Below are 26,316 nucleotides of genomic sequence, written 5' to 3'. Positions count from 1 at the left end.
GTGATACTGTTGTAGCGAAATGTAAACAAAACTGTAGCGAACCTGCTACTCCTTGTCCATTTTGTGAAAGCGAACCATCGCTCGAAAAATCGCCTCTTCAATGTCTTCGGACCGAAGGACGAGAGGCTGTGGGGCCTCATCAAGAGCGGCCCCCTCCGCCCGATCTTCCTCTTTATCTTTGCGAATCGCCACGAGTTTTCCCAGGTAAGACGTCACCCAGACCGCGAGAGCGGTCACCACCAGGGCGTAGAGCACCATGGAGAACAACCCCCAGCCCTTTGGCACGTAAGGCGCGATGAAATCCTGGATCACCTGTTTAATCAGGTCATTCCAGGCCAGGGCAGCCACCAAGCCAAACCCGGCTGTGGCGAGATCCACCATTTTTTCTAAAACTGTCCGAACCATGCGATCGACCTCCCATCATGAAAATGTGTACAAAATATACCCGAGATACACCGCCGATGCCCACATCATCACCGCGGAAATACGTTGGATCACCAGAAGGGACGATCCCCGGAGCACCACCCGTCCCATGGCGTGGCCCACCATCGACAAGGCGAAAAACCAGAGCCAAGAAACCATGACGCTCGCCAGGCCAAAGGCCAGGCGCTGGGGCCACAAGGAGTAGGCCAGGGCCGCACCGCCCACCACGACCAACGTATCAATGAGCGCATGGGGATTGAGGAGCGACACGGAAACGGTGAACCCGACCTGCCGTCTGGGCGGCCAAGCCACCGTCGAACCATCCGCCTCCCGGTCTCCTCCCTTATCCCGCCAGGTTGAGATCCCCATGTAGAGCATAAAAGCGATCCCCACCCCGCCGAACAACCCCCTCAGCCAGGGCACGTGCAAAGCAGCGGTGGACACGCCGACGACGGCCAGGACAATGAGCAGCGTGTCGCAGATCCCTGCCGTTATCACTGCCGGAAGGGAACGGGACCAGCGCCGGTGCAATGCCCCTTGGGTGAGAATGAATCCATTTTGCATACCGATGGGAAGAATCAGCCCCAGCGACAAAATCAAACCGTGGAGAAACGCAACGAGCACCCGCACCCCTCCGCCAGATCCCCGGTGCCATGGTTTTCATATGGCTTCCCTGAGAATTTCACACGTCTTCATTTTAATACAAATGATCGATCTCTGTCGGCAGGGAAGTGCCGAGCGACGACTACACCCTTTCGGCCGCCCACTTCTTGGCCGAGATCCTGCCTTGGATCACGACGCCCACCAGGGACACAACGATCAAACCGACAGCCATGCCCAACAACACTTCTATGTCCGTCCGCATCGTGAGCCATCCGTTCCCTTTGAGCGCCACCTCCCTCAGCCCGTCCACATAATACGTGAGGGGCAGGCAGTGCCCAAGGGCGGCGACCCAAGCCGGCATTGCGAGAAAGGGCCACGTGAACCCCGAAAGCAGAAAGGAAGGCACCGCCACCAACATCGAAACCTGAGTCGCCTCCAATCGACCCCGGGAGAACAACGAGGCGGCAAACCCCAAGGCCACGAGCACCAGCACAAACGCCACCGACAGAGCGACAAAGGGCATCATGGCCCCCTGAAAAGGAACACCGAATCCCCGGACGGCCACACCGACCCCCAGGAGTACATCGAAAAGGCCGATCAAAAAGTACGGAAGCGTTTTCGCCAGAAACACGGTACCCGGACGGCGGCCGCCCGCCAAATACGCCCCCCATCGCCCCTGCTCCTTCTCTCGGGTCACCCCCAAGGAGACGCCGAGCAAGATCACTTGTTGAAACACGGTCCCGGCCAGTCCCAACAAGAGAAAATCACTGTAATTCAGCGTTGGATTAAACAACATCCGGTAGCCAAACCCCAGACCGTACCCATAATCCGGAGACAGACCGCGGGCCTCCATGCGCTGGATGGCGATTCCTCCCGAGAACGTCTGCACCACGGCGTTGGCGTTCTGGAGGGCGCTGTTGGCGATGATCATATTGCTGCCGTCGATCACCGCCAGAATCTTCCCCTCCTGCCCCCGCTTCACCGTCCGGGACAGATCCGGGGGAATGACCAGAGCCATCGACGCCTCCCCTCGCTGGACGGCATCCAACGCCTCCGCTTCGGAGGCAACCGGGCCGATTAACTGAAAACCTTCCGATGCGCTGAATCCCTCCAGAATCTCCCGGCTCAAGGCGCTTTGGTCCTCATCCACATAGATTGTGGGCAAATGCCGCACCTTGTGCTCACTGTAGAGAAACCCGAACAAAACCAGGTACGCGACAGGCACGAGCAGGAGGATGGCGAGCATGCGCCGGTCCCGGATCAGCGCCCTCCACTCAGCGGCCAACATGTCCGATAACGTCATGGCGTCTTCGCCCCTTGCCACACGGCGGTCATCCCGGCCAACACATCCTGGGGATTGTCCTCAATCTTGATTTTTACTTGAAACGATTGGATATCGCGATCTTGCAAGTGGTTCGTGGCTTTCGTCACGGCAAACTGAGGTGCCGGGTTGATCTCCTCCACGCGGCCGTTCACCTGTCGGTGAAGGGCCGGAATATCCAGAGAAACCGGGTCCCCCACCTTCACCTGGGGAAGCTGGTTCTCCCCCACGTAAATCGACACCCATTTGTCCGCCGGATCCGCCACCGTCAGCACCGGATCGCCGGCATTCACCATTTCTCCCACCGAGAAATTCTTCTTGACCACGATCCCATCCACTGGGGCCACGAGCTCGGTGTACGAAAGATAGGTCTGTGCTTCATCTAAACCGGCTTTCGCCTGTTCCAGTTGCGCCTGGGCGGCTTTCACATCCGCCTGGGCCACCGCCACCTGGTCCCGCCCCGCACTGGCCTCCTGGAGAGCGCCCTGGGCCTGTTCCACTTGGTGGCGCGCGGCGTCCACCTGCTCCGGGCGGGGACCCGCCTGGGCCAATTGGAGTTGGTTCTGGGCGGCCTCGTACTCCGCCTTAGCCTGGGAGAGTTGGAGTTCCGCCTGGTTTTTCTCGGCCTCGGATACAGCCCCCGACTGGTACAATTTCAACGCCTTGTCGTAGGCATCCTGGGCCTGATGGTAGGCCGCCTGGGCCCCGTCGACCTTCGCTTGGGCTTGGGCGATTTCCTGGGGCCGGCTGCCCTGTTGCAAGCCGGCCAACTGATCCTGGGCCACTTTCACCGCCGCCTGAGCCTCAGAGACCTTGGCCCGGGTGGTTTGGTCCGTCTCACCCACCGCCGCCTCGGCTTTTTGCACGTTCGCCGCGGCAGCATCCACCGCCGCTTGAGCCTGCTCGACCTTCGCCTGAAGATCGGCGTGTTCAAGCCGCCCCAACACCTGGCCCTTTTTCACCGATTGTCCTTCGGAAACCGAAAGACTCTCGATGCGCCCGGCTATTTTAAAACTGAGATCCACCTCTCGCTGCTCGACGATACCACTTTGGGGAGAACCATTCTGCTGCGCGTGAACCGGGAGAAACAAGGCACCGGCAACCAAAGCGGTCACCCCGGCCACCGCGCCACTAATCCCCCAAGGACGCCAATTCATCGTCAGATACTCCTTTCATCTGCCGCAAAATCATCTTGACGATCGTCCGCACCCGCTCGGGCGCGTCGATCGCGCCCCCGTGCAGCACCGCCCGGGCCGCTGGAATCACCACCATGCCGAAAAAGGCGCCGGAAAGGGTCTGAACGTCGGCACGATCATCGATCCAATTCCGGGCTTTGGCGGCGGCCCACTGGTCATCGAGGAGCTGGAAATACTCGCTCAGCACCTCCTGCACGGACAGTTGACCCTGGACATCGGCACTCCAAATCTTCTGAACCAGTAAATGGCAAAAGGCCCGATTTTCCTCAAAGAAGCGAAACTGGCTTTCCACCGCCCGGACCCATTTGTGAACCGGGTCTTCTGTGGAGAGCAGCGCCTGCCGCAACCGATCAGTCAACTGGCTGAGGCCCCGGCGCATCACGTAAGTGAACAGTTCTTCCTTGGTCTTGAAATTATAGTAGAGGGTCCCTTTAGCGACGCCGCACTGTTCAGCGATGGCGTCCATCGTCGTATCCCCAAAACCCCGTTTTGAAAATACTTCTACCGCCCCTTGATAAATCAGATCTTTTGTACGCTTCGCCATCACCACCACCCCCGTTTTGATCTAACACGAACAAATTTATACCCAATCGATCAAAAAATCAAGTCGGCATCTGCTGCTGTTCATCAAAAAAGAAGCCCGGGAAACCTCCCGGGCTATACCTGACCGTACCCAAGTCCCTTACCCTGCCTTCGCGCCCATCCCCAGGCCTCCCCATCGGCAGCCTGCGTCCCCTGAGGGGGAATCATACCGGTGTCAGGGGCTTTTCGCCTTTTAAGACGTTGACGGCGTTTTGTACCGCCAACCGGGCCATGGCGGTGCGGGTGGCCACCGTGGCGCTGCCGATGTGGGGGAGACACACGGTATTATCCAACTGGAGCAGGGGATGATCGGCCCCAATCGGCTCCCGCTCATAAACATCCAAGCCCGCCCCCCAGATCACCCCTTGTCGGAGGGCGTCCACTAACGCTTCCTCGTCCACCACCGGCCCCCGGGACACGTTGACGAGGATCGCGGTGGATTTCATTTTTGCCAGTTCGTTGCGGCCGATGAGGTGCCGGGTTTCCGCCGTCAGGGGGGTGAGGATGACCAGGATGTCCGCCTCCCGCAGGAGTGCGTCCAAACTCAGGTACCGGGCGCCCAGGCGCTCCTCCACTTCCGGCCGGGGGCGGCGATTATGGTACAGAATGGTCATGCCAAACCCCTGAGCCCGGCGCGCCACCGCTTCTCCAATCCGGCCCATGCCGAGAATGCCCAGGCTTTTGCCATAGATATCTAAACCGGTCAGTCCCAGGGGCGACCACGTGGTCCAGCCCCCATCTCGAACCAGTTCGGCGGACTGGGGAAGCCGCCTGGCGGTGGCAAGCAGCAGCGCCCAAGCTAAATCCGCCGTGGTCTCCGTCAGCACGTCCGGCGTATTGGTCACGATCACCCCGTGGCGGCGGCAGGCCTCCACATCGATGTTGTCGTAGCCCACCGCCATGTTGGCCACCACCTTAAGGCGCGGAGCAGCTTTTAGCAACTCTTCATCCACCCGTTCGGTCAGCACGGAGACCAGGCCTTCGGCATCCCGCAATTGGTCCAACAAGACATTCCGGGGAACAGGCTCGGACTCCCGGTCCCACAGGCGAACCTCACAATCATTTTCTGCCACACGCAAAGCTTCATCGGGCAGTTTCCGGGCGATATAAAGAACTGGCCGCATCGGGCGCTCCCCCTTCACGTTTTTTTCGTGGCAATCCGATGATTTGCGACAAATTTCGACGCCATTTTGCTGCCCAAACCGCTATTTTGACTGGTTTTCCACGTGAAACCTTAGAATGGTGGATATATTTTGACTCCCATATGCCCGTTTCGCGGTCCGAGATTATTTTTTCCCGGACCGCATAATTTCCATTATTAACCATAACGTTATCCCGGCTATGACCGCAAGCCCCACTGTCAAGGCGGTATAAAACCAAGTGGGCACTGGAGAACGGGCGAATCCCCCGAGGACCAAGGCCGCCACCACCACCGCCAGGGACAGGAGGATCACACTGGCCGCCAACCGGTTCACCGCCCGCTCCACCCGACGCAGCGCCCATTGTCCGTCCCGGAGGCGCAACCCGAGCCGCACCTCGCCGCCCCCCGCCGCCGAAGCCCACTCCGCCAACCAGTCCGGTGCCTCTTCGGCAATCTTTCGCCATCGCCGGCCGTAGGCCGCCAGCTTCACCGCCGCCGCTCTGGGGGTATAGCGCCCGACAAACAATTCCGTTCCAAAGGGCTCTGCCAACTCCACGATACTAAGAGAGGGATCGAGCTGCTCCACCACTCCGCCCAGGGTGACCATGGCTTTCCCCACCAGAGTCAAATGGGTCGGCAGGCGGATCTGGTGGCGGAATGACAACTCGAAAGTGAGTTGCACCACATCCCGGATGTCGATTTCGTGAAGGGGCACTTCGTAGAACTGATCGCGAATCTCTTCCACGTCCCGGTACAAGGCGTCCCGGTCCACATCGGCCGGAGCTACCCCCAGATTGAGCAGCGCCTCGACAATGGCCGGGGTATCTTGGCGCATGAGCGCGATGATCAGGTCTGCCAACTGGCTTTTGTGCTCCGGGGTCAGCCTTCCCACCATGCCGAAATCGAGCAGCACCAGGGAGCCGTCTTTCTTGACCAGCCAGTTGCCTGGATGGGGGTCGGCGTGAAACAGGCCGTCCACCAGCATTTGGTGGAGGATCGTCTCTGCAATGATCCGGGCGAGGCGCCGTTTTCGTTCCTGACCGAGCGCCTCCACCGCCCGGGAAGACAATTTGGACCCTTCCATATACTCGGCGGTGAACACCCGACGAGTGGAATATTCCCCCACTACCTCGGGGATGTACACGTTACCATCATCCGGCAAACGCCGGCGCATCTGCCGTGCATACTGGGCCTCCAGGCGATAATCCAGCTCCCGGCGCAAAGATTGCCGAAGCTCTCCGACAATGGCGGTGAGGGGGTAGATCTTTCCCCACTGGGTGTGCACCTCGGCCCAGGCCGCCAACTCTTCCAAGATCGCCACATCCGTTTCAATCTGCCCCTCAATGCCCGGCCTTTGCACTTTGACGGCAACCTCCTGGCCCCAGGGGAGTCTGGCCTTATGTACTTGTCCGATGGAGGCGGCAGCCAGAGGAGTCGGATCGATAAACGAGAACAAGCGGTCTATGGGTTTGTCAAATTCCTCTTCTAGACGGCGGGCAATCACTTCAAAGGGAACGGGGGGGACCTGATCCTGAAGCTGCTCCAGCTCCGCCGCCACCTCCGGCGACACCAAATCCGGCCGTGTGCTGATCAGCTGGCCCAATTTTACAAAAGTCGGCCCCAGCTCTTCGCAGACCTGGCGCAATCGCCTTCCCATGGACCGCCCCCGCTCCGGGGACGCGATTTCCTTGCGCCCATCCCACAGGTAGCCAAAACCGTGTTTGAGAAACACCCGGGTGATCTGTTGCACCCGCCGCCACTTGGCCTGTCGCCCCATGAACCACTTCCCGCCTTCCATCCCGGCACCCACCCTCACCTCAACCCCGCACCCGCCGGGGGTTGTCCGTAAACACCCCATTCACGCCCGAGCTAAACAAATGTGCCGCCCGGAGCGGATCGTTGACCGTGTATGCAAAAACCGCCAAACCCTTACGGCGGGCGGCCTGGGCCAAGCCCCGCCCGGCAAACCAGTGCCGCACATGAAGGCTGTAAATCCTCAGCCCCGCCTGCCGGGCATATTTCCAAGGGGATAACAGAAACCCATCGTACAGCAACCCCAATCGGGCCTCGGGATCGATTCGCTGAAGCCGCTCCAGGGCCGAGTGATCGAAAGAAGAATAGATGATCCTGCGCCGCCCGGACGCCCGAACGCAGTTGACCACCTGCTCTTCGAGGCCCCGATATACCTCTGGTGTGGTCTTCAGTTCGATGTTGACCCAAACTTCTTCGGGAATTGCCACCAAAGCTTCGGCCAGTGTCGGAATCCGCTCCCCAGCAAAGCGCGGATGGAACCACGCCCCGGCGTCGAGTCGGCGCAACTCCGACCAAGTCCAATCGCCCACCCAGCCGCGGCCATCCGTGGTCCGCTCCAACGTCGGATCGTGCAGGACCACCGGGACGCCGTCCCGGGTCAACTGCACATCGAGCTCGATCCCCCCGACGCCGATCTCCACGGCCCGGCGGAACGCGGCCAACGTATTCTCCGGTGCCTCCGCCGAAGCTCCCCGGTGCGCCCACACTCGCACTTCCACCGGTTCGCGATTCACCTTACCGTTCCCTCCCTAGGGCCCCCTTCGTCCGCCGGCTGGCCATCCAACGATACATCCCATCCCACACGAGATAGACCAACGTCCCGACCACCAGGCCATTGCTGAGAAAAACGCGAACCACCTGAGGCAGTGCAGGGAACGCACCACTGGGAAGGGCTGTCAAACCCAGCCCAAGGAGTAGGGCCAGCCCTAGACCCTGACGCTGCCCCGGACCCAGGTGAGCTTGGCGCATGGCGTCCAGCCCCACCAGAATCAATTGTGTAAAGGATGCAAACATGACGCCGTATCCCACTTCCCTGGGCATGGCCGCCAGCCATCCGGCAATTCCGGGAAAAAAACCCATCGCCGCCAGCATCGCCGAACCCCATAAAAATGGCAGCCGATCCCGAATGCCGGTCAGAGCGACAAACCCCGACGCCGTGGATTGCGGGATCATCCCCACCGTTCCCGCCACCCCCGCGGCCACCGTCGTCACCCCGTGCCAGAAGCCGGCCCGGCGCATATCTGCGGGGGGAACTTGCAGAATCCGCTCCATGGCTTCCACCGAGGCGACCAGGTTACTGATCAGGATAATGGCCACGAATAAACCGTTCACCACCACCGACCAATTCCAAACTGGGGGACCGAACAAAAACGGACCCGGCCAGGCAAACCAAGCCCCGGTCCTGGCTGCGTCCCCGGAGTGGTACCCGGCCGCAGCCATGGCCATCCAGCCGATCGCCATCCCGACGAGCACCGAGTACTGCCGAAGCCAGCGCACCGGCCCCAGAGAGGCCGCAAGAATAATGGCGACCGTGAGCACGCCCCCCCAACCGAACCAGACCGTGTGGGGAGACACCGGCAACCCGAGCACCCCCTCAAAAAACGGCCCGGCCATCTGGGCGGCCAAGAGGAGCAGGTAACACCCCGTCACCGCAGGAGTGAACCATTGTCGGATGATACGAAAGGCCCCGGTCACCGCCAACAGTACCACAAAGGTGCCCGCCGCCAACAGGCCCATCTCTAAAGCCCGGGAAACGTCTGAACCCCCGGCTGCCCCGCTGGCGAACAAGAAAAAAACGGCAAACCACAAACCGGCCGGCCCATCGTTAATGGGCATCCGGTGGCCCCACAGGCCCTGAACCAGTGAAGCGGCTCCGGCCACCAAGCAGGCCCGGGAAATAAATCCGGCAGCCGTCCCCGGATCCAGATGAAACGCTTGAGCGAGCACCACCGGAATGGGGACCACCGATGCGATGAGATAAATCAGCCATTGCACACTCCGCCCCGCCGCACCGGCGATTCCGATCCCGCCAACCACCTTCTCATTCCTCCCTCGACGCTTCCATGATACCGCAAACCCGGCGAAATCGGAAAAGGAGCGGCGAGAACTATTTTCCCGTCGAAATAGACTACTCTCCCGGGCGAAGCTCTGGTATGATCCAACTGGAAGGTTTGTCCCAGTTGGATAAACCCTGAAAATACGAACATCAGGTGATGGGGAGTATGTTACCGTCCAACCAGCGCAATGTTTTGCTTGAATCATCGATCCACCGGGGATTTCAGCAGAGTATTCAAGACCTCGGCTGCGCCCCTCCGGGTCCTGACGTGTTTGATGCGGAAGTGTTACAGTACCTCATCGCCCACCTGGAATTAACTCGGGAAGAGATCAAAAATCTCCGGCAAAACTTACACGCGCAATTGGCCTCCGCCGAGGTGCTGACCGTGGAGGACACAGGGGATGGGCGTTTTTCGTTCCTCGTCCGGATTCCCTATCAAAACCATTTGGTGGACACCTGGTTGATCTATCGCCGGGACGTGTGGAGAAGCGGCGGCGTGGCGGCGCTGTCCAGCCGCCCCGTGTGGAAGCGACCCCGGGTGATGGGGGCGGCTTTGGTGGTCTCCTATGTCCTCATCGCCCTGATCGCCGGATCAGTGGGGCAGTATCTGGCCGGCCACAACCAACAGCGCCTGGAAGCTTTAGCCAGTGCCGCCGGGTACACCTTGGTGCCCACCTCCGCCAACGCGACAAAAGGGGCCGCGTCCGGTACGGCCGCCCAGGCCCCCGGTGGAGCAGCGTCCAAGCCCGAAAGTGCCGCGCCAAAACCCGAGGGAGCTGCGCCTCCGGCCCAGGGGCAGGCAACGCCGCCTAACGAGACGATCACCTTCACCCTTCAGATGGGGATGACGGCCGGAGATCTGACCCAGTTTCTCCACGACAAAGGGCTCATCCAGGATGTCGCCGCCTTCAACCAGAAGCTCGCCGACACCCACGTGGACCAAGATCTAAAACCGGGCACCTACACGTTCCAAAAAGGCATGTCGGAAGACCAGATCATACAGACGTTACAACAAGGCCCCCAATCCTGACGGGGGCCTCATTCATTTTCTTCCAGACGGTGTCCGGTGAGACTATCGCTTACTCCAGGTGGAGTTGAACCGTTTCCCGCTGGCCGTCCCACTCAATGGTACTCTCGGGGCGATTCCACACCTGCAGCCAAATGATCCCCGTTCCGCCGCCCCACATGTGGAAACCACCGGGCGGATAAAGACCGGTCACCGCCCTGGATTTCCACTAACTTTGAGCATACTTGTGCCTGGCCGCCCAAAGGGCCAGAGTGCGAAACAAGTACACAAAGACAGCGCCGACCACCAGAAAAACACCCGCCCTCGCCGGCGTGGACGGCACGTGTCCGGTCCCTCCGCCTCCGAGGTAGACAAAAACCGCCGCCCCCATCGACCCGGCGATGACAAACAGGCTGATCCCGGCCATCCACAGCCCCACCGTCTCGATCCAGCGGAAAAACCACGCCTTCCCCGTTCGCTCCAAAGGGAGCCGTTCAAACGTCCACACGCCGAGCCACAGACCGACGGCAGCCACGGCGAGAAGTAGAATCTTTAGCCCGGTGTTCCCAAACACCGCTCCTTGGGCCAGGTATTCCGACACGGTCAAATAGACCGCCACATCCACCGCCGCCCGGATCCGGCCCGCGAGCCATGTCCAATCTCCGAACACCCCGCCGAGAGCCGTGACGAGAATTCGGACCCATACATGAATCCCAAAAACGACAAAAGCCGAGGTGATGGTTGCACTTCGGGCCGTTCCACTCCACATGGCAAAGAGAAACCCGATGGTGTATACGGCCGAAAGGCCGATGGCCGATGACAGCCACCAGTCGAAGACCGCCCACCAACCCGCATCATAGGCACCCATGAGGACAGCCACCAGGACGTTGGCGAGAACGGCCCCCTGGAGCACGAACCAGCCGGTCCACCATTTGGTCCCCGCCACGTGGCGGCGCCCGACCGGCCCGGCGAGGACGGTGGATAACCCCTGATGGGTCCACTCCCGATACCAGGCGGTCACGGCGAGAACTAGAGCCGACGCGCTCCACAACCCGATATACACCGTGGGAGACTGCACGGATAGCGCAGCGGCCTCCCGAACCATTCTGCCGGCCGTCACCCCCGCCCCAGCCAGCAACTGCACCCCGAGGAGCCGCCCGATGACGGGAATAGAGATCAGCGCCACCGCGAGCACCCACATGGACGTATTCTGGCGCCTCTCCCTCCACGCCACCGCGTCATTCCAATTCCAGATCCCCATAGGTGTACCCCTCCCGGCGCATCATTTCCACAAAAAGATCGTCCAGAGCCGGTTGCACCGCTTCCCAGTACACGGGCTCCAACGCCCGGATCCGTTCCATCACCCGCTCCGCGGAGCCCCCGACCCACAGGACCCGCAGCCGCCCCTCCTGCTCCACCCGCCACACTTCCGGCCACTGGGACAGGTCGGGCTCCGCCTCGGGCCGGAACACCACCAGGATTTTCCTGGCCTCCTCCCACAGATCGGCCAAAGCCGTGGACAGCAGCAGTCTCCCCTGAAAGAGGACCCCGATGTGATCCGCCACCCGTTGCAGATCTTCCAGGAGATGTGTCGAAAACAACATCGTGGTCTCATCTTCGGCCACCTGGCGGACCAAAAGCTGAAGAAATTCCCTCCGCACCACGGGATCCAAGCCGTTGGTCGGTTCATCCAATACCAGGAGCCGGGGATGCGTCGCTAAAGCGCAGGACAGGGAAACCTGCATCTTTTGACCCTTGGAAAGGGTGGAAAACAGCGCTTTGCGCCGGAGTCGGAACATCTCCAACAGCGCCCCCGCCCGGTGCTCGTCCCACCCCCGATAGACGAGGCGGTGCCACTTCAACACATCTTCCACGCGAAAATTGTTCGGCCAGTTCGGGATGTCGGGCACGTACCCCACCCCTTGCCGGGCTATCCCCGTGGGATCGTCCGCCCGGTTTCCAAAAAGCAGCACCTTGCCGGCGGTGGGTTGCCAAATACCCAACATCAGGCGAATCAATGTCGTCTTTCCGGCGCCGTTCGGGCCGATCAGGCCAAACACGGCCCCGGCCGGAATGTGCAGCGTCACATCCTTAAGAGCCTGCACCCCATCGATGGTTTTCGACAAATCTTGCGCTTCGACCGCCCAGCTCATCAGAAACCTCCCTCCGATTGAGACCAGCCGGCCACCACCCGGCCGGCGATCTCCAGCCAAACTTTCGGCTCGATTCCCAAATGGTACGCCGCGATGAGGAGTTGTCGAATCTGCTTTTCCATCCACGCCACATCATCGGGGGAAGGCATTCGAGGATTCGGCTTCGCCACAAAGGTCCCCCGACCCCGGAGCGTTTCGATCAATCCTTCTCGTTCCAGCTCCTGGTAAGCCCTAGCGACAGTGTTGTGATTCAGCGCCAACTGGACCGCCAACTCCCGGACCGAGGGAAGTCGAGTTCCGGGCTCTAGCCACCTCCTTGCCACCGCTTCCCGCACTTGGTCGACAATCTGTTGATACAGGGGTACTTCCGATCTGGGATCAATCCTCAGCCACATCCCGATCCCCCTTCCCCTCACGGCCGTTCTCCCTACCCGCGCTGCAGAACGTGCCCCGTTTGTTCCGTATGAACCATGCGTACCACATCATCCGGTACATATAGTATGCACGGGGTGCAGCGGTTTGTCAAACCTACACGTTGATGCGACAGAATCCCCGGTCAACGGCTCCCAAACGTCAGTGGATCTTTCTCTTGCGAAAATACCCGCCCATCGTTTCGTGAATATCCGCCACGGAAACGAAAGCCTGGGGGTCGATTTCCCGCACCACGGTACGCAATTTCGGCAGCTCAAGCCGAGTGACCACCGTGTAGATCATCTGCTTCGGCTCTTCGGAATACCCGCCCTTGGCCTCGAGGTACGTCACCCCTCTCCCCAGGCGGGCCAAGATGACCACCCCCAGTTCCTCGGCGCGGTTGGAGACAATCCAAACCCCCTTGGACTCATCCAAGCCGTCCACCACCACATCGATGGTTTTGTACGCGACAAAATACGCGATCAAGGAGTACATGGCCCGGTCCCAACCGAAGACGAATCCGGCACTTCCCAGGATGAACACGTTAAAAAACATGATGATCTCGCCTACGGAAAATGGCCACCGCTCACTGAGCACCACGGCGACAATTTCTGTTCCATCCATGGAACCCCCGTGTCGAATCACCAATCCCACCCCGAGACCCACGATCACCCCCCCGAACACCGCCGCCAACAGGAGATCTTGGGTCACCACGGCCGCCGAGCCAAGCACCCAGGTCCAAACCGCCAGCCCCGCAACCCCGAGGAAGGTCAGGACGGTAAAAGTTTTGCCGATCTGGTTGTAGCCGAGGAGGAGAAAAGGAAGATTCAGGGCCAACAGGAACCACCCAATGTTCAATCCGGTCAGATAGGACAGCAGTATGGAAATTCCTGTCATGCCTCCGTCGATGATATGATTGGGCACCAGAAACCCGCGCAACCCGTACGCCGCCACCAAGCTGCCCCCAATAACCAGAACCCCTTGATAGACCCGGTATCTCCAATGTTCGGCCATTCGCGTCTCACCCATCGTCAGTTTTCCCGCCCTCCTTCCAACAAAAAAAGTCACAGGATACCCTGTGACCCATTATTTCACATGCGATTCTCGTGCGTCCAGTGGCTCAGTTGGCCGGACGCGCTTTCTCTTGGAGCCTCGCCTCAATCCATACCACCGGAACCGCGTGGGAGGTCAGCTTGCCGGAGGGGGTGGGGACCTGCCGGAGAACCAACTCACCCGTCACCGAGATATGATCGCCCAGAGAATCGAGAGCGGCGGCATCGGCCAAAATCACTGGGATCATCACATAGCTCTGTCCTTCGATGTTGACGGGCCGATCGGTCTGTACAAAGACCAGCCCCCGCTCCACAAAATCATCGCTGTCGAGAAAAACCCGGGACCGGACCACTGTGCCCTGGATCGTCACTTCCATCTTCTCGTCCCTTTCCTTGCCGAAGTCAGTCTGCAAAACTACGACCCGTCACTATAAATGGGAACTTTCAGACAGTACGGGGACGAGGGCCTTCCCCGTGTCCTGGCGATGCGCCTACCCCAACCACGCCCAGACTCGGGGCTCACCCCCATACCCGATCATCGACTCTACAGTACAAAGTATAGCAGAGCTACTAGCCCGATGACTAGACAGTAAATCGCAAAAGGTCGAAATGCCCGGACCTCCTGTTGTTGAAAATACCGCGTCAAAATCCACACGCTCACAAAAGCGGCCACCCCCGCCGCCAATCCCCCGACCAAGGCGGGGCCCAACAAGTCCCGGTGCTGGTCGTGGAAAAGCTTCGGGACCTCCAGGATCCCGGCCCCCAGGATCACAGGCGTCGCCAACAAAAACGCAAACCGGGCCGCCGCCTCGTACCCGAGGCCCGCATAGAGCCCGGCGATCATCGTCATGCCCGACCGAGAAAAACCCGGGATAAGCGCCAGGCACTGGGCGGACCCGATCAAAAAGCTCTGGCCCAGCCCCAGGCGTGCAATTTCTTCATCCTCCCTGCCGATCCGGCGGAACATGTCGGACCGTGCCATCGCCCGGCGCCTCTGCCGATCTCCGATCCAGAGGATCACGCCATTGACCATCAAGAAAAAGGCGGCACTCGCCGCGGACGGAAAATGAGCACGGAGAGTTTTCTCAAACAACCCCCCGATCACCGCCGCGGGGATGGTCGCCACCACCAACAACACGAACACCCGGCGCTTTTCCGGCGCCCGGCTGTGAAACAGGGACCCGATGAGCGACAGCCACTCCCGCCAATAAAATAAGAGCAGCGCAAACGCTGTCCCCAAGTGAAGCATCACGGTAAAAGGCAACAGCCCATCCGGATCCACCGGCCAGTGCAGCACCGCCGGCAACATGACAGCATGGGCCACACTGCTTACGGGAAACAACTCCGTAATTCCCTGCACCGCCGCAAACCACAACGCCTGTATCCAGGTCATCCGATAAATCTCCTCTCCACGTCCGTTTTCTCACTCAACGAGGTCCGGCCGACCCGCGGACCCCCCCTATGTATCGTCTCCCACACGAAATCTAGCCTACCACTCAACAGCCGCACGGACAAGCCTTAGCGGAGGCCGCCAAAAAACAAACCGCCTGGTGGCAGGCGGTTCTTAGAGGATAAAACGTGTCCCAAAAACTCAAGCTCCGAACACGCGCTGGGGATTATCAACGAGAATCTTGTGGATCGTTTCCTCCGAGATCCCCGCCTCCCGGAGGGTAGGGATGACATTTTCAAAAATGTGAGTGGGATGCCAATCCACCACCGTCGGCAGGAGAGGCTCGGGAATGGCGAGGGCCCGGCCTAACCAGCAGTTCACCGTATCGTGGGACAACAAAATCCGATCGGCGTACCCCATCCCAATGAGGCCAATCAACACGGTTTCCCGCATCCGATCCAAGGGTGTCCCCGCCAACCCTTGAAGCCCAAAACGGTCGAACCCGATGGAGACCCCCGTATCCAACGTGCGCAAATGATACGCCACGTCCGTGTTCCCGCACATGTGGCCGATCACGATGCGGTTCGGATCGGCCCCGTGAGAAATGAGCAACTCCGCCTGCTCAGGTCCCATGGTGCCCTCCTGCGTGTGGGTCACGATGGTCACCCCGGTGTCTCGCTGGGCCCGAGCGGCCGCCCGAAAAAACATCTTTTCATAATCTGTGATCACGTCTTTGCTGGAGGCTAGTTTAATCACCCCGGCCCGGATTCCCGTGTCGCCGATCCCTTCGGTAATCTCCTTCATGTACATCTCATAGATCTCCGACTCCGCGTCTCCGAGCAAAGCCCGGAACTTCCAATACGCCGTGGCCGACTCGCCTTCATAGTAGTACCCCGTGGCACAGATGATGTTCAGTCCGGACATTTCTGATATTTCTTTGAGCAATAGCGGATCCCGTCCGCACTCATTGGGGGTCGGGTCCACGACCGATTGCACGCCGTGGGCTTTTAGACGTTCCGCCACTTCCAGCCCGACCCGCAGCGCCTCTTGTCGGTCGTACCTTCCGAGGGTGATGTCCCCATGAAAACCCGGATACCCAAACTGAAAATGTTCGTGAATCATGGTTTTTCCCAGTTGATCGGCCGGAACCGGTCCCCGTACGGTGTTCACTTGATTCGCCATGGTCATCCTCCTCACGACGTGGTGTTTGCCTTGGCCCATTCCTCCTCCTGCAGCTTTCGCCACAGGATTTTGCCGCTCCCGGACATGGGCAGGCGATCGACAAACTGAACGAGACGCGGGTACTTGTAGGCGGCCATCCGTTCCCTGGCCCAGTCGATAATCTCCTGCTCGCCGACCTGTCCCCGCTGATCGTCCCGGAGTACGATAAAGGCTTTGACCGTCTCCCCGCGGCGCGGATCCGGCACTCCAATCACGCAGGCCTCCCGGATCGCAGGATGTCGGTACAGAATCGATTCCACTTCTGCGGGCCAGACTTTATACCCCGAGGCGTTGATCATCCGTTTGACCCGGTCCACCATGAAAAAATACCCTTCTTCGTCATAGCGGGCGATATCCCCGGTGCGGAAAAACCTTTCCCCCTCGAATTCTATAAACGCTTTTGCGGTTTCCTCGGGTTGATTCCAGTATCCTTGAAACACTTGGGGGCCACGGACGATCACTTCCCCTTCCTCGCCGGGACCCAACTCTCTCCCGGTCTCGGGGTCGATGATCCGGGCGTCCACATCGAAAGCTGGGATCCCCATGCACTGCAGTTTCGCGCGATCCGGCGGATTCATGTGAGTTTGGGAGATCGTCTCCGATAAGCCATAGCCTTCCGAATATTGTACGCCGGTCATGGCCTGAAGTCTCTCCCCCACGGCTTCCGGCAACGGGGCCCCCCCGCCGCCGATGGACGTCAGAGAGCTGATGTCATAGTCCCCGATGGCTGGGTTGGCAAGAAAATCCACCACCATGGTGCTGATGTTGGTCCAGTGGGTAAGCCGGTACCGCTCAATCCACTTCGCCGCCAATTGCCGATCCCATCGGGTCATGAGCGCCACGGTAGCGCCGGCGTAGATCGGCGCGTTCATGCTGTGCTGAAGCCCGGTGACGTGGAAAAACGGCAGCGTCCCCAGTACAGCAGCCTCGGAAGTCAGTCCCGACCACACCACGGCGGAGACGATATTGGCCTGAACGCTGCGATGGGTATGCATGCATCCTTTGGGTTTGCCCGTGGTGCCCGACGTGTAGGGCAACACCGCCAAGTCCTCGCCGGGGCGCACCCCCGGATCGACGGGCGCCAGTCCGGCCTCCAGGGCCTCGGAGAGGAGGATCGCCCGTTCGTCCGGCGCTTCCATACGGGGAGCGGCCACCACATCCGGGAACTCCCATTCCCTTTCCTCCGGAACGTCGTCCGAATAGGCGGCGACCACCACCCGATCTAATACCGTCTCCCCCAACAGGGGAGCAATGCGGGGATAGAGCTCCTGGCCGACCAAGGCCACCCGAGCCCCGCAATCCTCCACGTAAAAAGCCAGTTCCTCGGTGACATTCATCGGATTGAGGGGCACCACCACCGCCCCGGCCCGGAGAATCGCGTAAAACCCGGTCACAAAAGCTGGGCTGTTTTGCATATATAGGATCACCCGGTCCCCCCGGGTCACACCGAGCCGTTTTTGCAAGAACCCGGCCAGGGCATCCACCCGATTTTTCAACTGACGATACGGGATCACGCCACCATAGTAGAGAATAGCGGGTTTATCGGGATATCGCCGAGCAGTGACCTCGAGATTGTCGTACAGTGACGTCGCCGGCACGGTTAAACTTTTCGGAATCCTCGCAGGCCAAAATGGATAGTGCCGGGTGTTCATCGCTGCTCCTCCTCCTGATCCGCGGGATTGAAAATCTGTCTCTCACACATTCATCTTAACCAACCGATCATTCGGTCGTCAATTACAATAAGGAATTTTTTGATCAAATGTGTTCTTCGTGAAAATTCCGCGCTGGGCGGGGGCCGAGTCCTGTGCTACTATGACAGTGGCGCGATGAACGGCGGTTCACCGCCTTGGGATCGACATGTGGAGCGAGGAGGTTTTGGCCAGATGGGACGTATGGAGGGAAAAATCGCCATTGTCACCGGCGCGGCCCGGGGGATCGGCGCAGCCGTTGCAAAGCAATTGGCCTCCGAGGGGGCTCGGGTGGGTGTATTTGATTTGAACGTCGAGGGAGCAAAAGAGGTCGTGGCGGAGATCCAATCCATGGGCTCCGACGGACTCGCTCTGTCTTGCGATGTCTCCAAGGCCGACCAGGTGGAAACGTGTTTCCGACAGGTGGTGGATTCTTTCGGGCGACTGGACATTGTGGTCAACAACGCCGGGGTGATTCGAGACAACCTGTTGTACAAAATGACCGAAGATGATTGGGACACGGTGATCGACATCCATCTCAAAGGCACCTTCCTGTGTTCCCGGGAAGGGCAAAAATACATGGTTCCCCAGAGATCCGGCAAGATTGTCAACGTTTCGTCCACCTCTGCCCTTGGCAACCGAGGCCAGACAAACTATTCAGCCGCCAAGGCCGGGATCCAGGGCATGACCCGAACCATGGCCATTGAACTCGGCCCCTTCGGCATCAACGTCAACGCCGTGGCTCCCGGATTTATCGCCACGGAGATGACCAGAGCCACCGCAGCGCGAATCGGCATCTCCTTCGAACAATTGACCGAGGAGTTTGTAAAAAGCAATCCGATTCGCCGGGTAGGAACCCCCGAAGACATCGCCAAAGCTGTGGCATTTCTCGCCTCCGACGATGCGGCGTACATTACCGGACAGACTCTGTATGTCGCGGGCCGACCGACCGTTTGACACCAGGAGTTTTCCAGTCCCGGGATGAAGATTGTCGTAGACATCCGATAAGCGGGCCACCTGACCCTTCAGAGGCGTTTCAGACTTTATGGCCAATGAGCCTATTCAAAGAAAGGAAAGGTGCCAAGATGCCGGTAGATCGCTCCTTGATCGGCAAGAAGACGAACGTTCATGTCGTCGACGTGGAAAAGGGACATATCCGCCGGTTCGCCGAAGCTGTGGGAGACCCGTCGCCCTTGTACGTGGATGAGGCCTTCGCCGAATCCACCCCTTTTCGTGGGCTCATCGCTCCTCCGACCTTTGCCACCACCCTGGCCCGGGTCATCCCCGGCCCCCTGGCAGATGTGCCGGGGTTTGACCTGCATCGTGTTCTCCACGGGGAACAAGAGTACGTATTCCACCGTCCCATGCGACCGGGAGACCGATACTGGGTGCAACAAGAGGTCATCGATGTCTACGATCGGGCTGGGCGAAGCGGGCGAATGACCTTCATCGTCATCGAAACCCGGGCCAAAGACATCAATGACCTACCGGTGGTCACCGGGCGGGAGACTATCATCTATCGACAGGACTGAGGGGGTGGCACCATGGAACTGATGTGGGAAACACTCAACGAAAACATGGAGCTCGAACCGCTGGTTAAGCCCCCGGTGGACCGGGTGCAGCTGGTGAAATACGCCGGCGCCTCGGGGGATTTTAACCCCCTTCACACAGTGGAGGAGTTCGCCAGGCAGGCGGGCTTGGACGGTGTAATTGCCCACGGTATGTTAAGCATGGGTTTTCTCGGACAATACCTGCGCCATCTTCTGGGGGTAAAAGGGGATATCCTGCGTATGAAGGTTCGGTTCCAGCGCATGGTCAAACCCGGAGATGTCCTCACGTGCCGGGGGACCGTGCGCACCCTGCGAAAGGATGATCGGATCGCAGAGCTGGAAGTGGCCGCCGTCAACCAAAGCGGAGACATCGTGACCGCCGGTGTGGCGGAAGTGCGATTCTTCTAACGAGTGGGAAGAAAAGGAGGCAGCCGCGGAGGTTCTCAACACCCCCGCGGCCGCAACCCTACCGCGAAACAATCCTCAGACGAGCGCCAGGGATACGTACTTGATTTCCAGGAACTCCTCGATCCCGTGGCGGCCGCCCTCCCGGCCCAGGCCGCTCTCCTTGAAGCCGCCAAAAGGAGCTTGGGCGACGGAAGGCAGACCATCGTTGATACCGACAATCCCGTACTCCAGGCTCTCGGCCACCCGGACGGCCCGGGACAGATCCCGGGTGAACAGGTAAGCTGCCAGCCCATAGCGGGTGTCGTTAGCTTTCCGGACCGCTTCCTCGTCATCCCGGAAGGTCTGCACCGGCGCAACGGGACCAAAGGTCTCCTCGTAAAGAACCAGCATGTCGTCACTGACGTCGAGCAGAACCGTGGGTTCGAAGAAATGCACTTCCCCTTTGGTGCCGGCCCGGCTCAACCGATGGCCGCCCGTCACCACCCGAGCGCCTTTCTGGACGGCGTCCCGAACGTGCTCCTCAACTTTCTCCGCAGCCTGGCGGTCGATAAGCGGGCCGATGACCACTCCTTCTTCCAAGCCGTTGCCGACTTTCATCGACGCCGCCCGCTTCGCCAAGGCCTCGGCAAAGGGCTCGGCGATGGACTCGTGCACGTACACCCGGTTCGTGCAGACACAGGTCTGGCCGGCATTGCGGAATTTGCTCGCCGCCACCTCCCGGGCCGCCGCATCGATGTCCGCATCCTCAAAGACCAGGAAGGGGGCGTGTCCGCCGAGTTCCAGGCTGATGTGTTTCACCGTGTCCGCCGCTTTGCGCATGAGCTGCTTACCCACTTCGGTGGAGCCGGTGAAAGTGATCTTCCGCACCCGCTCGTCGGCGAGCATCGTGTCGGCGATCTCCGCAGCCCGGCTTCCCGTAATCAGGTTCACCACACCCGGAGGCATCCCCGCTTCTTCGAAAATCTCCACCAGCCGACAGGCGGTCAGGGGCGTCTGTTTGGCCGGTTTTACGATCACCGTGCAGCCCGCCGCCAAGGCGGGAGCGATCTTTCGGGTGATCATGGCTGCGGGAAAATTCCACGGCGTGATCGCCGCCACCACGCCCACCGGTTGGCGCAGGACCAGGATCCGCTTGTGCGGAAACGAAGCCGGGATCGTTTCGCCGTACACCCGTTTCGCTTCCTCGGAATACCACAAGACAAAATCGGCTGCGTACTGAATCTCTCCCTTGGCTTCAGCCAAAGGCTTGCCCTGCTCGGTGGTCATGATGACCGCCAGCTCGTCGAGATTCGCCACCATCAAATCGTAAGCCCGCCGGAGAATCTCCGAGCGCTCTTTCGCCGTCTTCGCCGCCCAACCGGGAAACGCGCGATGAGCCGCATCCACGGCCCGAAGGACATCCTCTTTCGACGCATCCGCCACTTCCCCTACCACATCCCCGGTGGCCGGGTTGTAGACCTCAAAAGTTTTCCCACTGCCTGCCGGGGTCCACTGCCCATCGACATACAATCCGTATCGCCGCATCGCCGCACCTCCTGAGGGAATGAGACCGGCCGATACCGTCCCTTCCCAATTTATCGAGCTTGTTGAGTCGAAACCGCGCCACTCACTTCGGCCAGGGCTTCTTCCATGACATCGAGCCCTTCGTCCAGCTGTTCCGGCGTGGTCACCAAGGGGCACAAAATCCGAATCACGTCACTGTACAGCCCTGCACCCATCAACAACACGCCCCGCTGAACGGATCCCTGTATCACCCGGGCCGTCTCGTCCTTGGCGGGCTCCCTCGTCTGGCGATCCCTCACCAACTCCACCGCCACCATGGCGCCGAGGCCCCGCACGTCCCCGATCAATGGGTAACGCTCGTACCACCGGGTGAACCGATCCTTCAATTGCCGGCCGAGGGCCTCCGCTTTCTGCACCAGGTTCTCCCGTTGCATCGTTTCAATCACCCCGAGGGCGGCCGCGCAGCCCAGTGGACTGCCCCCGTACGTCCCCCCGAGTTGACCGGGTTCCGCGGCGTCCATAATCTCCGCCCGGCCGACGACCCCACTGATGGGCAGCCCGGCAGCTAAAGACTTCGACACGGTGATCAGATCGGGCTCCAACCCAAAATGTTCCGAGGCAAACCACCGCCCGGTGCGCCCAAAGCCGGTCTGGATTTCATCCGCAATAAAAACAATTCGATGCTGGGCGCAAAACTCCTTCACCGCATCGACGAACCGTTTCGGCGGAACGATGAAGCCGCCCTCCCCCTGAACGGGCTCAAAAATCACGGCGGCCACCTCTTCCGGTGAGACTTCGGCGGAGAAAAATTCTTTGAACTGGGCGATCACCGAATCGGTGTATTCCTCCTCACTCATCCCCGCCGGCCGGCGGTACACATAGGGATAGGGGGCTTGGTACACCATCGGCGCAAAAGGACCCATCTGGTATTTATAAGGTTTGACCTTGCTGGTCAGCGACATGCCCATCAACGTCCGGCCGTGGAAACCCCGGGTAAAGGACACCACCGCCGGCCGTCCGGTGTATCGCCGGGCGATTTTGATCGCATTCTCCACCGCCTCAGCCCCGGAGTTGAGAAACATTGCCTTCTTTTCAAAGTTTCCGGGGGTCAATTCCGCCAGCTTTTCCGCCAAGGCCACGTAGGACTCGTACATGGCCACGTGGAAACTGGTGTGCAGAAACCGGTCCACCTGCTCATGCAAGGCCTTGACCACCGCGGGGGGCCGGTGACCAGCGTTCATGGTGCCGATCGCTCCGGCAAAATCCAAAAAGGTGTTTCCGTCCACATCGGTCACTAACGCACCTTCTGTTCGATCGACAAAAATCGGTGAGGCGTTGCTGACTCCCCTGGGCACCCGAGCCTTCCGGCGTTCCATCAACGCCTGAGACTTTGGGCCCGGGATCGACGTTTTTAAATCAATGAATCGACGCGTCAAACTCCCTCGCTCCCTTCCCCTTTTCGGGCTCTAGGCCGCGGTCGGCCTCCGACTGACAGTTGCCCGCAGGCCCTTGCCACGTTGGTATGCAAAATGAATGCCAATGCGGGGAAGAGCCCGGAATGGCCGATGTTTCCGGGATGGACAATTCATCTGTGCACGATCGAATTCCGTTTTGATTCGTGCATGAATCAAAATCCGCTCAACGACAGGCCCCGGAAAGAGGACGATCACCCGCACAGCCTGGCCCAGGCGCTCTCCGGATAGGATAAGCAAAAATGGCATACATTTTGCAGGGGATTTATTTGATTGTCCGGTTGAAGGAGGGATGAATCATACATTCGACCCCACGTTATACTTATGGCGGCGATGAATTTATTTTCGTCGAACTCTCCGAGGAAATGAGCCTTGAAGCGAACATCCGAGTGATGGCCATCACCCGGGAGCTTCAAGAGCATCATATTCGGGGAGTCTCGGACATCTGCCCGGCCAATGCGTCTTACATGGTCCGGTATGACCCCGACGTGATCTCCCCCGAGGATTTGTTGCGGCACCTTGAGGCGGCAGACCGGTCCACCACCGATCTGGCCCACGTATCTCTCACGTCAAGGGTGGTGGATTTTCCGATCCTTTTCGATGACCCCTGGACCCGGGAGGCGTTGATGCGGGCCCGGGATCGCCACCAAGACCCGAACTCGACAGATTTGGAATACGCGGCGCGGATCAATGGGTTTTCTTCGACAGAGGCTTTTATCGAAGCTCTGTGCCGAGCACCGTACATTGTGTCCATGACGGGGTTTGTGCCCGGGCTGCCCTGGTGTTTCCAGATCGCCCCCCGGGAGGAGCAGATCGAAGTGCCCAAATACGTACGGCCTCGGACGTATACGCCGGAGCGGGCGTTTGGATTCGGAGGCGCTTTTGTGGCCATCTACCCGGTGGAGGGGGCGGGGGGATATCAATTGTTCGGCATCTCCCCAAGTCCGATTTTTGACCGGGACCAGCGCCTGCCGGATTTTCGGGAGTCCATGGTCTTTCCCCGGCCGGGAGACATTTACTGGTTCCGGCCCATCGACATGAAGGAGTACGAGGCCATTCGAGCCACCGTGGAAAACGGGACGTTCCGATACCGGATACGGGAGATCACTTTTAATCCCAACGACGCCATCCGGGATCCCGCCGGATTCTCCGCGGCCGTGAAAGGGGAGCTGGAGCGATGATCCGCGTGGTAAAGCCCGGACTTTCAACAACGGTGCAGGATTTGGGGAGACCCGGATACTATAGCATCGGCCTCCCACCTTCGGGGGCTCTCGACAAATATTCTCACACCGTGGCCAATCTGCTGGTGGGAAACGATCCGGCCGCGGCGACCCTGGAGGCGACTTATCTCGGCCCGGAACTGGAATTCCGGGCAGACCTTCGATTCGCCGTGTGCGGAGCCGACATGCCCGCTTTTCTCAATGGACAACCCATCCCTCTCTGGACGGCGGTGGCTGCCCGGTCCGGGGACGTGCTGTCCTTCGGCATGTTACAAAAGGGAGCCCGCAGCTACATCGCCGTGGAAGGAGGCATTGAAGTCCCGCCGGTCATGGGCAGCCGTTCGACCTACGCCCTCTGCGGCATCGGCGGCCATGAGGGGCGGGCCTTGAAAGCCGGGGATATGCTCGAGAAGGGGGACTTGCAAACCCGAGCGCCCAGGGAAGGGGTTGCCGTACCCGAGAAATGGCGTCCGAATTTTGCCGAGGCAGCGGAGCTCCACGTGGTGCCGGGACTGTACGTACACCGGCTGACCGAGGAGAGTAAACAGGAGTTTTTTGCCGCCGAGTGGACCGTCACCCCCGAGGCCAACCGCGTGGGCTATCGGTATAAGGGCATCCGTTTACAATTCGTGGATCGCCCCCAACCCTTCGGGGCCGGCAGCAACCCGTCGAACGTGGTCGACTGCGGGTATCCCATCGGTTCCATCCAGGTCCCGGACGGCGTGGAGCCCATTGTCCTGTTGAACGACGCCGTGACGGGAGGGGGCTACGCCACCATCGGCACGGTGATCAGTGCGGATCTCGATCGCATCGCCCAGACCCGGACGAACCAGAAAGCGAAATTCGTCGAAATCGATCTGGCCGAGGCCCTGCGCCGGCGCCGGGAGAGGCAGACGAGGATTCTGGAAGTGGAATCGTTTTTGCGACAAAGCTGATAGAAGGGGGCCTATGCGGTGCAGGTGGACCTGAACTGCGATATGGGAGAAAGCTTTGGGGCCTGGACCATGGGACGGGACGAGGAAATGATGAAGTACATCTCCTCGGCGAATGTGGCGGGCGGCTTTCACGCCGGAGACCCTCACGTGATGCGCCGGACCGTAGAATTGGCAAAAGCTCACGGCGTCGCCGTGGGGATTCACGCCGGATTCCCGGACTTGGTGGGCTTCGGCCGACGGTATCTGCGCTGCACACCCCAGGAGGTTCAGGACGACCTCATCTACCAACTGGGGGCCCTGCGGGAATTCGCCTCTCTTTACGGGTTGAAAGTCCAACATGTAAAGCCCCACGGCGCCTTGTACATGATGATGGCAGACGACGAGGATCTCAGTCGGGCAGTGATCGATGCGATTCAGCGGGTAGATTCGTCCCTCATCCTGTACTGCATGGAGGCCTCCGCCACCTATCGCGTGGCCAACGAGATGGGCCAGCGGGTGGCGGCGGAGTTTTACGCCGATCGGGAGTACGCCAACGACGGCAAAATCTTGTTCACCCGGAAGGTGGAGACAGCCCTGGACCCCGTTAAAGCGGCCGATCGGGTTCTACGAGCCGTTCGGGAGAATCGGGTGACAACGGCAGAAGGCGAGGACATCCCGGTTAGGGTCGATAGCATTTGTATTCACGGTGACACGCCCGGCGCCCCGGAGTTGGCCCGGGTGATCCGCCAGCACCTCATGGAACACGGCGTCGAAATTCGCCCTTTTGAAGGCGCCTCTGCCTGAGGACACGACGTAGCAAACGCAGCAACCTGAAGGAGGTGTACCGGTATGTCCGAACCGCGCAAGAGCATCGTTTCCCCCTTGCCCGGTATATTCTATCGACGGCCCAACCCGCAGTCGGACGTATACGTCCGCGAAGGGGATACGGTGAAGTCGGGAGACACCATCGGGCTGGTGGAAGTGATGAAGAACTTCTATGAGATCCAGGCGGAAGAAGACGGGATCATTGCCGCTTTCTCCGTGGAAAACGAAGCAATGGTGGACGTCGGCCAGGAGATCGCCGTCCTCATTCCCAAAGAGGACAAGTAGATAACCGGAAGCCAACACGGCCGGTCGGGAGTCGGAATAACCGCCCCGGCCCGGCTTCACTTCCCGGGGTCTTTGGTCACGGCC

The 26,316-nt window shown here is 60.0% G+C and carries 27 protein-coding genes; 8 read left to right on the top strand and 19 right to left on the bottom strand.

The features are described 5' to 3' along the window. Nucleotides 1–45: 45 nt before the first annotated feature. From CVV65_RS03505 to CVV65_RS03465, 9 genes are all read right to left on the bottom strand, one after another. Nucleotides 46–405: a DUF5654 family protein gene (locus tag CVV65_RS03505; protein ID WP_100666961.1), complete on the bottom strand. Its 360-nt coding sequence runs from the start codon at nt 403–405 to the stop codon at nt 46–48. Nucleotides 406–420: 15 nt separating this feature from the next. After that, on the bottom strand, nt 421–1,047 hold the full coding sequence (locus tag CVV65_RS03500) for a LysE/ArgO family amino acid transporter (RefSeq protein WP_100666960.1): 627 nt from the start codon (nt 1,045–1,047) through the stop codon (nt 421–423). A gap of 121 nt (nt 1,048–1,168) precedes the next feature. After that, entirely contained in the window at nt 1,169–2,350 is a 1,182-nt protein-coding gene (locus CVV65_RS03495; protein WP_133121207.1) for an ABC transporter permease, read from the bottom strand. Next, nucleotides 2,326–3,504 (bottom strand): HlyD family secretion protein, encoded by a 1,179-nt coding sequence (locus tag CVV65_RS03490; protein WP_100666958.1) that lies wholly within the window; start codon nt 3,502–3,504, stop codon nt 2,326–2,328. Before CVV65_RS03490 ends, CVV65_RS03495 begins: the two co-directional genes overlap by 25 nt. Then, nucleotides 3,479–4,087, bottom strand: coding sequence for a TetR/AcrR family transcriptional regulator (locus tag CVV65_RS03485; RefSeq protein WP_100666957.1), 609 nt, complete (start codon nt 4,085–4,087; stop codon nt 3,479–3,481). The genes CVV65_RS03490 and CVV65_RS03485 overlap by 26 nt, the downstream gene beginning before the upstream one ends. Before the next feature lie 202 nt (nt 4,088–4,289). Continuing rightward, complete coding sequence (locus CVV65_RS03480; protein WP_100666956.1) at nt 4,290–5,249, bottom strand: 2-hydroxyacid dehydrogenase; 960 nt, start codon at nt 5,247–5,249, stop codon at nt 4,290–4,292. Nucleotides 5,250–5,411: 162 nt separating this feature from the next. Then, on the bottom strand, nt 5,412–7,064 hold the full coding sequence (locus CVV65_RS03475; protein ID WP_157935360.1) for an ABC1 kinase family protein: 1,653 nt from the start codon (nt 7,062–7,064) through the stop codon (nt 5,412–5,414). A 19-nt stretch (nt 7,065–7,083) separates the two neighbouring features. After that, the gene (locus tag CVV65_RS03470; protein ID WP_100666954.1) at nt 7,084–7,812 is read right to left on the bottom strand and encodes a glycerophosphodiester phosphodiesterase; all 729 of its coding nucleotides are present in this window, start codon (nt 7,810–7,812) and stop codon (nt 7,084–7,086) included. Between the two features lies 1 nt (nt 7,813). Beyond that, a complete protein-coding gene (locus CVV65_RS03465; protein WP_157935359.1) occupies nt 7,814–9,115 on the bottom strand; it encodes a purine/pyrimidine permease in 1,302 nt (433 codons plus the stop codon). Between the two features lie 185 nt (nt 9,116–9,300). Between CVV65_RS03465 and CVV65_RS03460 the strand changes: the two genes are divergently transcribed. Continuing rightward, nucleotides 9,301–10,164: an endolytic transglycosylase MltG gene (locus CVV65_RS03460; protein ID WP_157935358.1), complete on the top strand. Its 864-nt coding sequence runs from the start codon at nt 9,301–9,303 to the stop codon at nt 10,162–10,164. A 205-nt stretch (nt 10,165–10,369) separates the two neighbouring features. On the opposite strand, the gene CVV65_RS03455 is transcribed toward CVV65_RS03460, so the two are convergent. From CVV65_RS03455 to CVV65_RS03420, 8 genes are all read right to left on the bottom strand, one after another. After that, nucleotides 10,370–11,401, bottom strand: coding sequence for a hypothetical protein (locus CVV65_RS03455; RefSeq protein WP_100666951.1), 1,032 nt, complete (start codon nt 11,399–11,401; stop codon nt 10,370–10,372). Continuing rightward, nucleotides 11,379–12,293 (bottom strand): ABC transporter ATP-binding protein, encoded by a 915-nt coding sequence (locus CVV65_RS03450; RefSeq protein ID WP_100666950.1) that lies wholly within the window; start codon nt 12,291–12,293, stop codon nt 11,379–11,381. The genes CVV65_RS03455 and CVV65_RS03450 overlap by 23 nt, the downstream gene beginning before the upstream one ends. After that, nucleotides 12,293–12,688, bottom strand: a complete 396-nt coding sequence (locus tag CVV65_RS03445) for a GntR family transcriptional regulator (RefSeq protein ID WP_100666949.1) — start codon at nt 12,686–12,688, stop codon at nt 12,293–12,295. The genes CVV65_RS03450 and CVV65_RS03445 overlap by 1 nt, the downstream gene beginning before the upstream one ends. A 178-nt stretch (nt 12,689–12,866) precedes the next feature. Continuing rightward, entirely contained in the window at nt 12,867–13,733 is an 867-nt protein-coding gene (locus CVV65_RS03440; protein ID WP_013074439.1) for a YitT family protein, read from the bottom strand. Between the two features lie 91 nt (nt 13,734–13,824). Next, entirely contained in the window at nt 13,825–14,133 is a 309-nt protein-coding gene (locus CVV65_RS03435; protein WP_100666948.1) for a hypothetical protein, read from the bottom strand. A gap of 167 nt (nt 14,134–14,300) precedes the next feature. Beyond that, complete coding sequence (locus CVV65_RS03430; RefSeq protein WP_100666947.1) at nt 14,301–15,149, bottom strand: undecaprenyl-diphosphate phosphatase; 849 nt, start codon at nt 15,147–15,149, stop codon at nt 14,301–14,303. Between the two features lie 198 nt (nt 15,150–15,347). Beyond that, nucleotides 15,348–16,328, bottom strand: a complete 981-nt coding sequence (locus CVV65_RS03425) for a phosphotriesterase family protein (protein ID WP_100666946.1) — start codon at nt 16,326–16,328, stop codon at nt 15,348–15,350. Nucleotides 16,329–16,339: 11 nt separating this feature from the next. Continuing rightward, entirely contained in the window at nt 16,340–18,019 is a 1,680-nt protein-coding gene (locus tag CVV65_RS03420; RefSeq protein WP_100666945.1) for a long-chain fatty acid--CoA ligase, read from the bottom strand. 231 nt (nt 18,020–18,250) lie between these two features. On the opposite strand from CVV65_RS03420, the gene CVV65_RS03415 reads away from it, so the two are divergent. The 3 genes from CVV65_RS03415 to CVV65_RS03405 all read left to right on the top strand — a co-directional run bounded on the left by CVV65_RS03415 (nt 18,251) and on the right by CVV65_RS03405 (nt 20,013). Then, entirely contained in the window at nt 18,251–19,012 is a 762-nt protein-coding gene (locus CVV65_RS03415) for an SDR family NAD(P)-dependent oxidoreductase (RefSeq protein ID WP_100666944.1), read from the top strand. Nucleotides 19,013–19,140: 128 nt separating this feature from the next. Beyond that, nucleotides 19,141–19,587, top strand: a complete 447-nt coding sequence (locus CVV65_RS03410; RefSeq protein ID WP_157935357.1) for an FAS1-like dehydratase domain-containing protein — start codon at nt 19,141–19,143, stop codon at nt 19,585–19,587. Nucleotides 19,588–19,599: 12 nt separating this feature from the next. After that, complete coding sequence (locus tag CVV65_RS03405; protein ID WP_100666942.1) at nt 19,600–20,013, top strand: MaoC/PaaZ C-terminal domain-containing protein; 414 nt, start codon at nt 19,600–19,602, stop codon at nt 20,011–20,013. A gap of 75 nt (nt 20,014–20,088) precedes the next feature. Here CVV65_RS03405 and CVV65_RS03400 read toward each other — a convergent pair whose 3' ends face one another. After that, entirely contained in the window at nt 20,089–21,537 is a 1,449-nt protein-coding gene (locus CVV65_RS03400) for an NAD-dependent succinate-semialdehyde dehydrogenase (protein WP_100666941.1), read from the bottom strand. 50 nt (nt 21,538–21,587) lie between these two features. Next, a complete protein-coding gene (gene gabT / locus CVV65_RS03395; RefSeq protein WP_100666940.1) occupies nt 21,588–22,952 on the bottom strand; it encodes a 4-aminobutyrate--2-oxoglutarate transaminase in 1,365 nt (454 codons plus the stop codon). A gap of 332 nt (nt 22,953–23,284) precedes the next feature. On the opposite strand from gabT, the gene CVV65_RS03385 reads away from it, so the two are divergent. The 4 genes from CVV65_RS03385 to CVV65_RS03370 are packed head-to-tail and all read left to right on the top strand — an operon-like array spanning nt 23,285 to nt 26,232. Then, complete coding sequence (locus tag CVV65_RS03385) at nt 23,285–24,169, top strand: 5-oxoprolinase subunit B family protein (RefSeq protein ID WP_331250462.1); 885 nt, start codon at nt 23,285–23,287, stop codon at nt 24,167–24,169. After that, a complete protein-coding gene (locus CVV65_RS03380; RefSeq protein WP_100666937.1) occupies nt 24,166–25,143 on the top strand; it encodes a 5-oxoprolinase subunit C family protein in 978 nt (325 codons plus the stop codon). Before CVV65_RS03385 ends, CVV65_RS03380 begins: the two co-directional genes overlap by 4 nt. Before the next feature lie 18 nt (nt 25,144–25,161). After that, nucleotides 25,162–25,926 carry a LamB/YcsF family protein gene (locus tag CVV65_RS03375; protein WP_100666936.1) on the top strand — a complete coding sequence of 255 codons (765 nt, stop codon included), beginning with the start codon at nt 25,162–25,164 and terminating at the stop codon, nt 25,924–25,926. 45 nt (nt 25,927–25,971) lie between these two features. Next, nucleotides 25,972–26,232, top strand: a complete 261-nt coding sequence (locus CVV65_RS03370; protein ID WP_100666935.1) for an acetyl-CoA carboxylase — start codon at nt 25,972–25,974, stop codon at nt 26,230–26,232. Nucleotides 26,233–26,316 lie beyond the last annotated feature (84 nt).

Source organism: Kyrpidia spormannii (genome assembly GCF_002804065.1).
Lineage (GTDB): Bacteria > Bacillota > Bacilli > Kyrpidiales > Kyrpidiaceae > Kyrpidia > Kyrpidia spormannii.
Note: the sequence above shows the minus strand (reverse complement) of the source record. Positions and strands in the feature narration are given on the sequence as shown.

Coding starts and splice junctions, on each gene's coding strand:
- CVV65_RS03505 (WP_100666961.1), bottom strand. CDS start 405: ATGGTTCGGACAGTTTTAGAAAAAATGGTGGATCTCGCCACAGCCGGG.
- CVV65_RS03490 (WP_100666958.1), bottom strand. CDS start 3,504: ATGAATTGGCGTCCTTGGGGGATTAGTGGCGCGGTGGCCGGGGTGACC.
- CVV65_RS03485 (WP_100666957.1), bottom strand. CDS start 4,087: ATGGCGAAGCGTACAAAAGATCTGATTTATCAAGGGGCGGTAGAAGTA.
- CVV65_RS03480 (WP_100666956.1), bottom strand. CDS start 5,249: ATGCGGCCAGTTCTTTATATCGCCCGGAAACTGCCCGATGAAGCTTTG.
- CVV65_RS03475 (WP_157935360.1), bottom strand. CDS start 7,064: ATGGAAGGCGGGAAGTGGTTCATGGGGCGACAGGCCAAGTGGCGGCGG.
- CVV65_RS03460 (WP_157935358.1), top strand. CDS start 9,301: ATGTTACCGTCCAACCAGCGCAATGTTTTGCTTGAATCATCGATCCAC.
- CVV65_RS03455 (WP_100666951.1), bottom strand. CDS start 11,401: ATGGGGATCTGGAATTGGAATGACGCGGTGGCGTGGAGGGAGAGGCGC.
- CVV65_RS03450 (WP_100666950.1), bottom strand. CDS start 12,293: ATGAGCTGGGCGGTCGAAGCGCAAGATTTGTCGAAAACCATCGATGGG.
- CVV65_RS03445 (WP_100666949.1), bottom strand. CDS start 12,688: ATGTGGCTGAGGATTGATCCCAGATCGGAAGTACCCCTGTATCAACAG.
- CVV65_RS03440 (WP_013074439.1), bottom strand. CDS start 13,733: ATGGGTGAGACGCGAATGGCCGAACATTGGAGATACCGGGTCTATCAA.
- CVV65_RS03435 (WP_100666948.1), bottom strand. CDS start 14,133: ATGGAAGTGACGATCCAGGGCACAGTGGTCCGGTCCCGGGTTTTTCTC.
- CVV65_RS03430 (WP_100666947.1), bottom strand. CDS start 15,149: ATGACCTGGATACAGGCGTTGTGGTTTGCGGCGGTGCAGGGAATTACG.
- CVV65_RS03425 (WP_100666946.1), bottom strand. CDS start 16,328: ATGGCGAATCAAGTGAACACCGTACGGGGACCGGTTCCGGCCGATCAA.
- CVV65_RS03420 (WP_100666945.1), bottom strand. CDS start 18,019: ATGAACACCCGGCACTATCCATTTTGGCCTGCGAGGATTCCGAAAAGT.
- CVV65_RS03415 (WP_100666944.1), top strand. CDS start 18,251: ATGGGACGTATGGAGGGAAAAATCGCCATTGTCACCGGCGCGGCCCGG.
- CVV65_RS03410 (WP_157935357.1), top strand. CDS start 19,141: ATGCCGGTAGATCGCTCCTTGATCGGCAAGAAGACGAACGTTCATGTC.
- CVV65_RS03405 (WP_100666942.1), top strand. CDS start 19,600: ATGGAACTGATGTGGGAAACACTCAACGAAAACATGGAGCTCGAACCG.
- CVV65_RS03400 (WP_100666941.1), bottom strand. CDS start 21,537: ATGCGGCGATACGGATTGTATGTCGATGGGCAGTGGACCCCGGCAGGC.
- CVV65_RS03380 (WP_100666937.1), top strand. CDS start 24,166: ATGATCCGCGTGGTAAAGCCCGGACTTTCAACAACGGTGCAGGATTTG.
- CVV65_RS03370 (WP_100666935.1), top strand. CDS start 25,972: ATGTCCGAACCGCGCAAGAGCATCGTTTCCCCCTTGCCCGGTATATTC.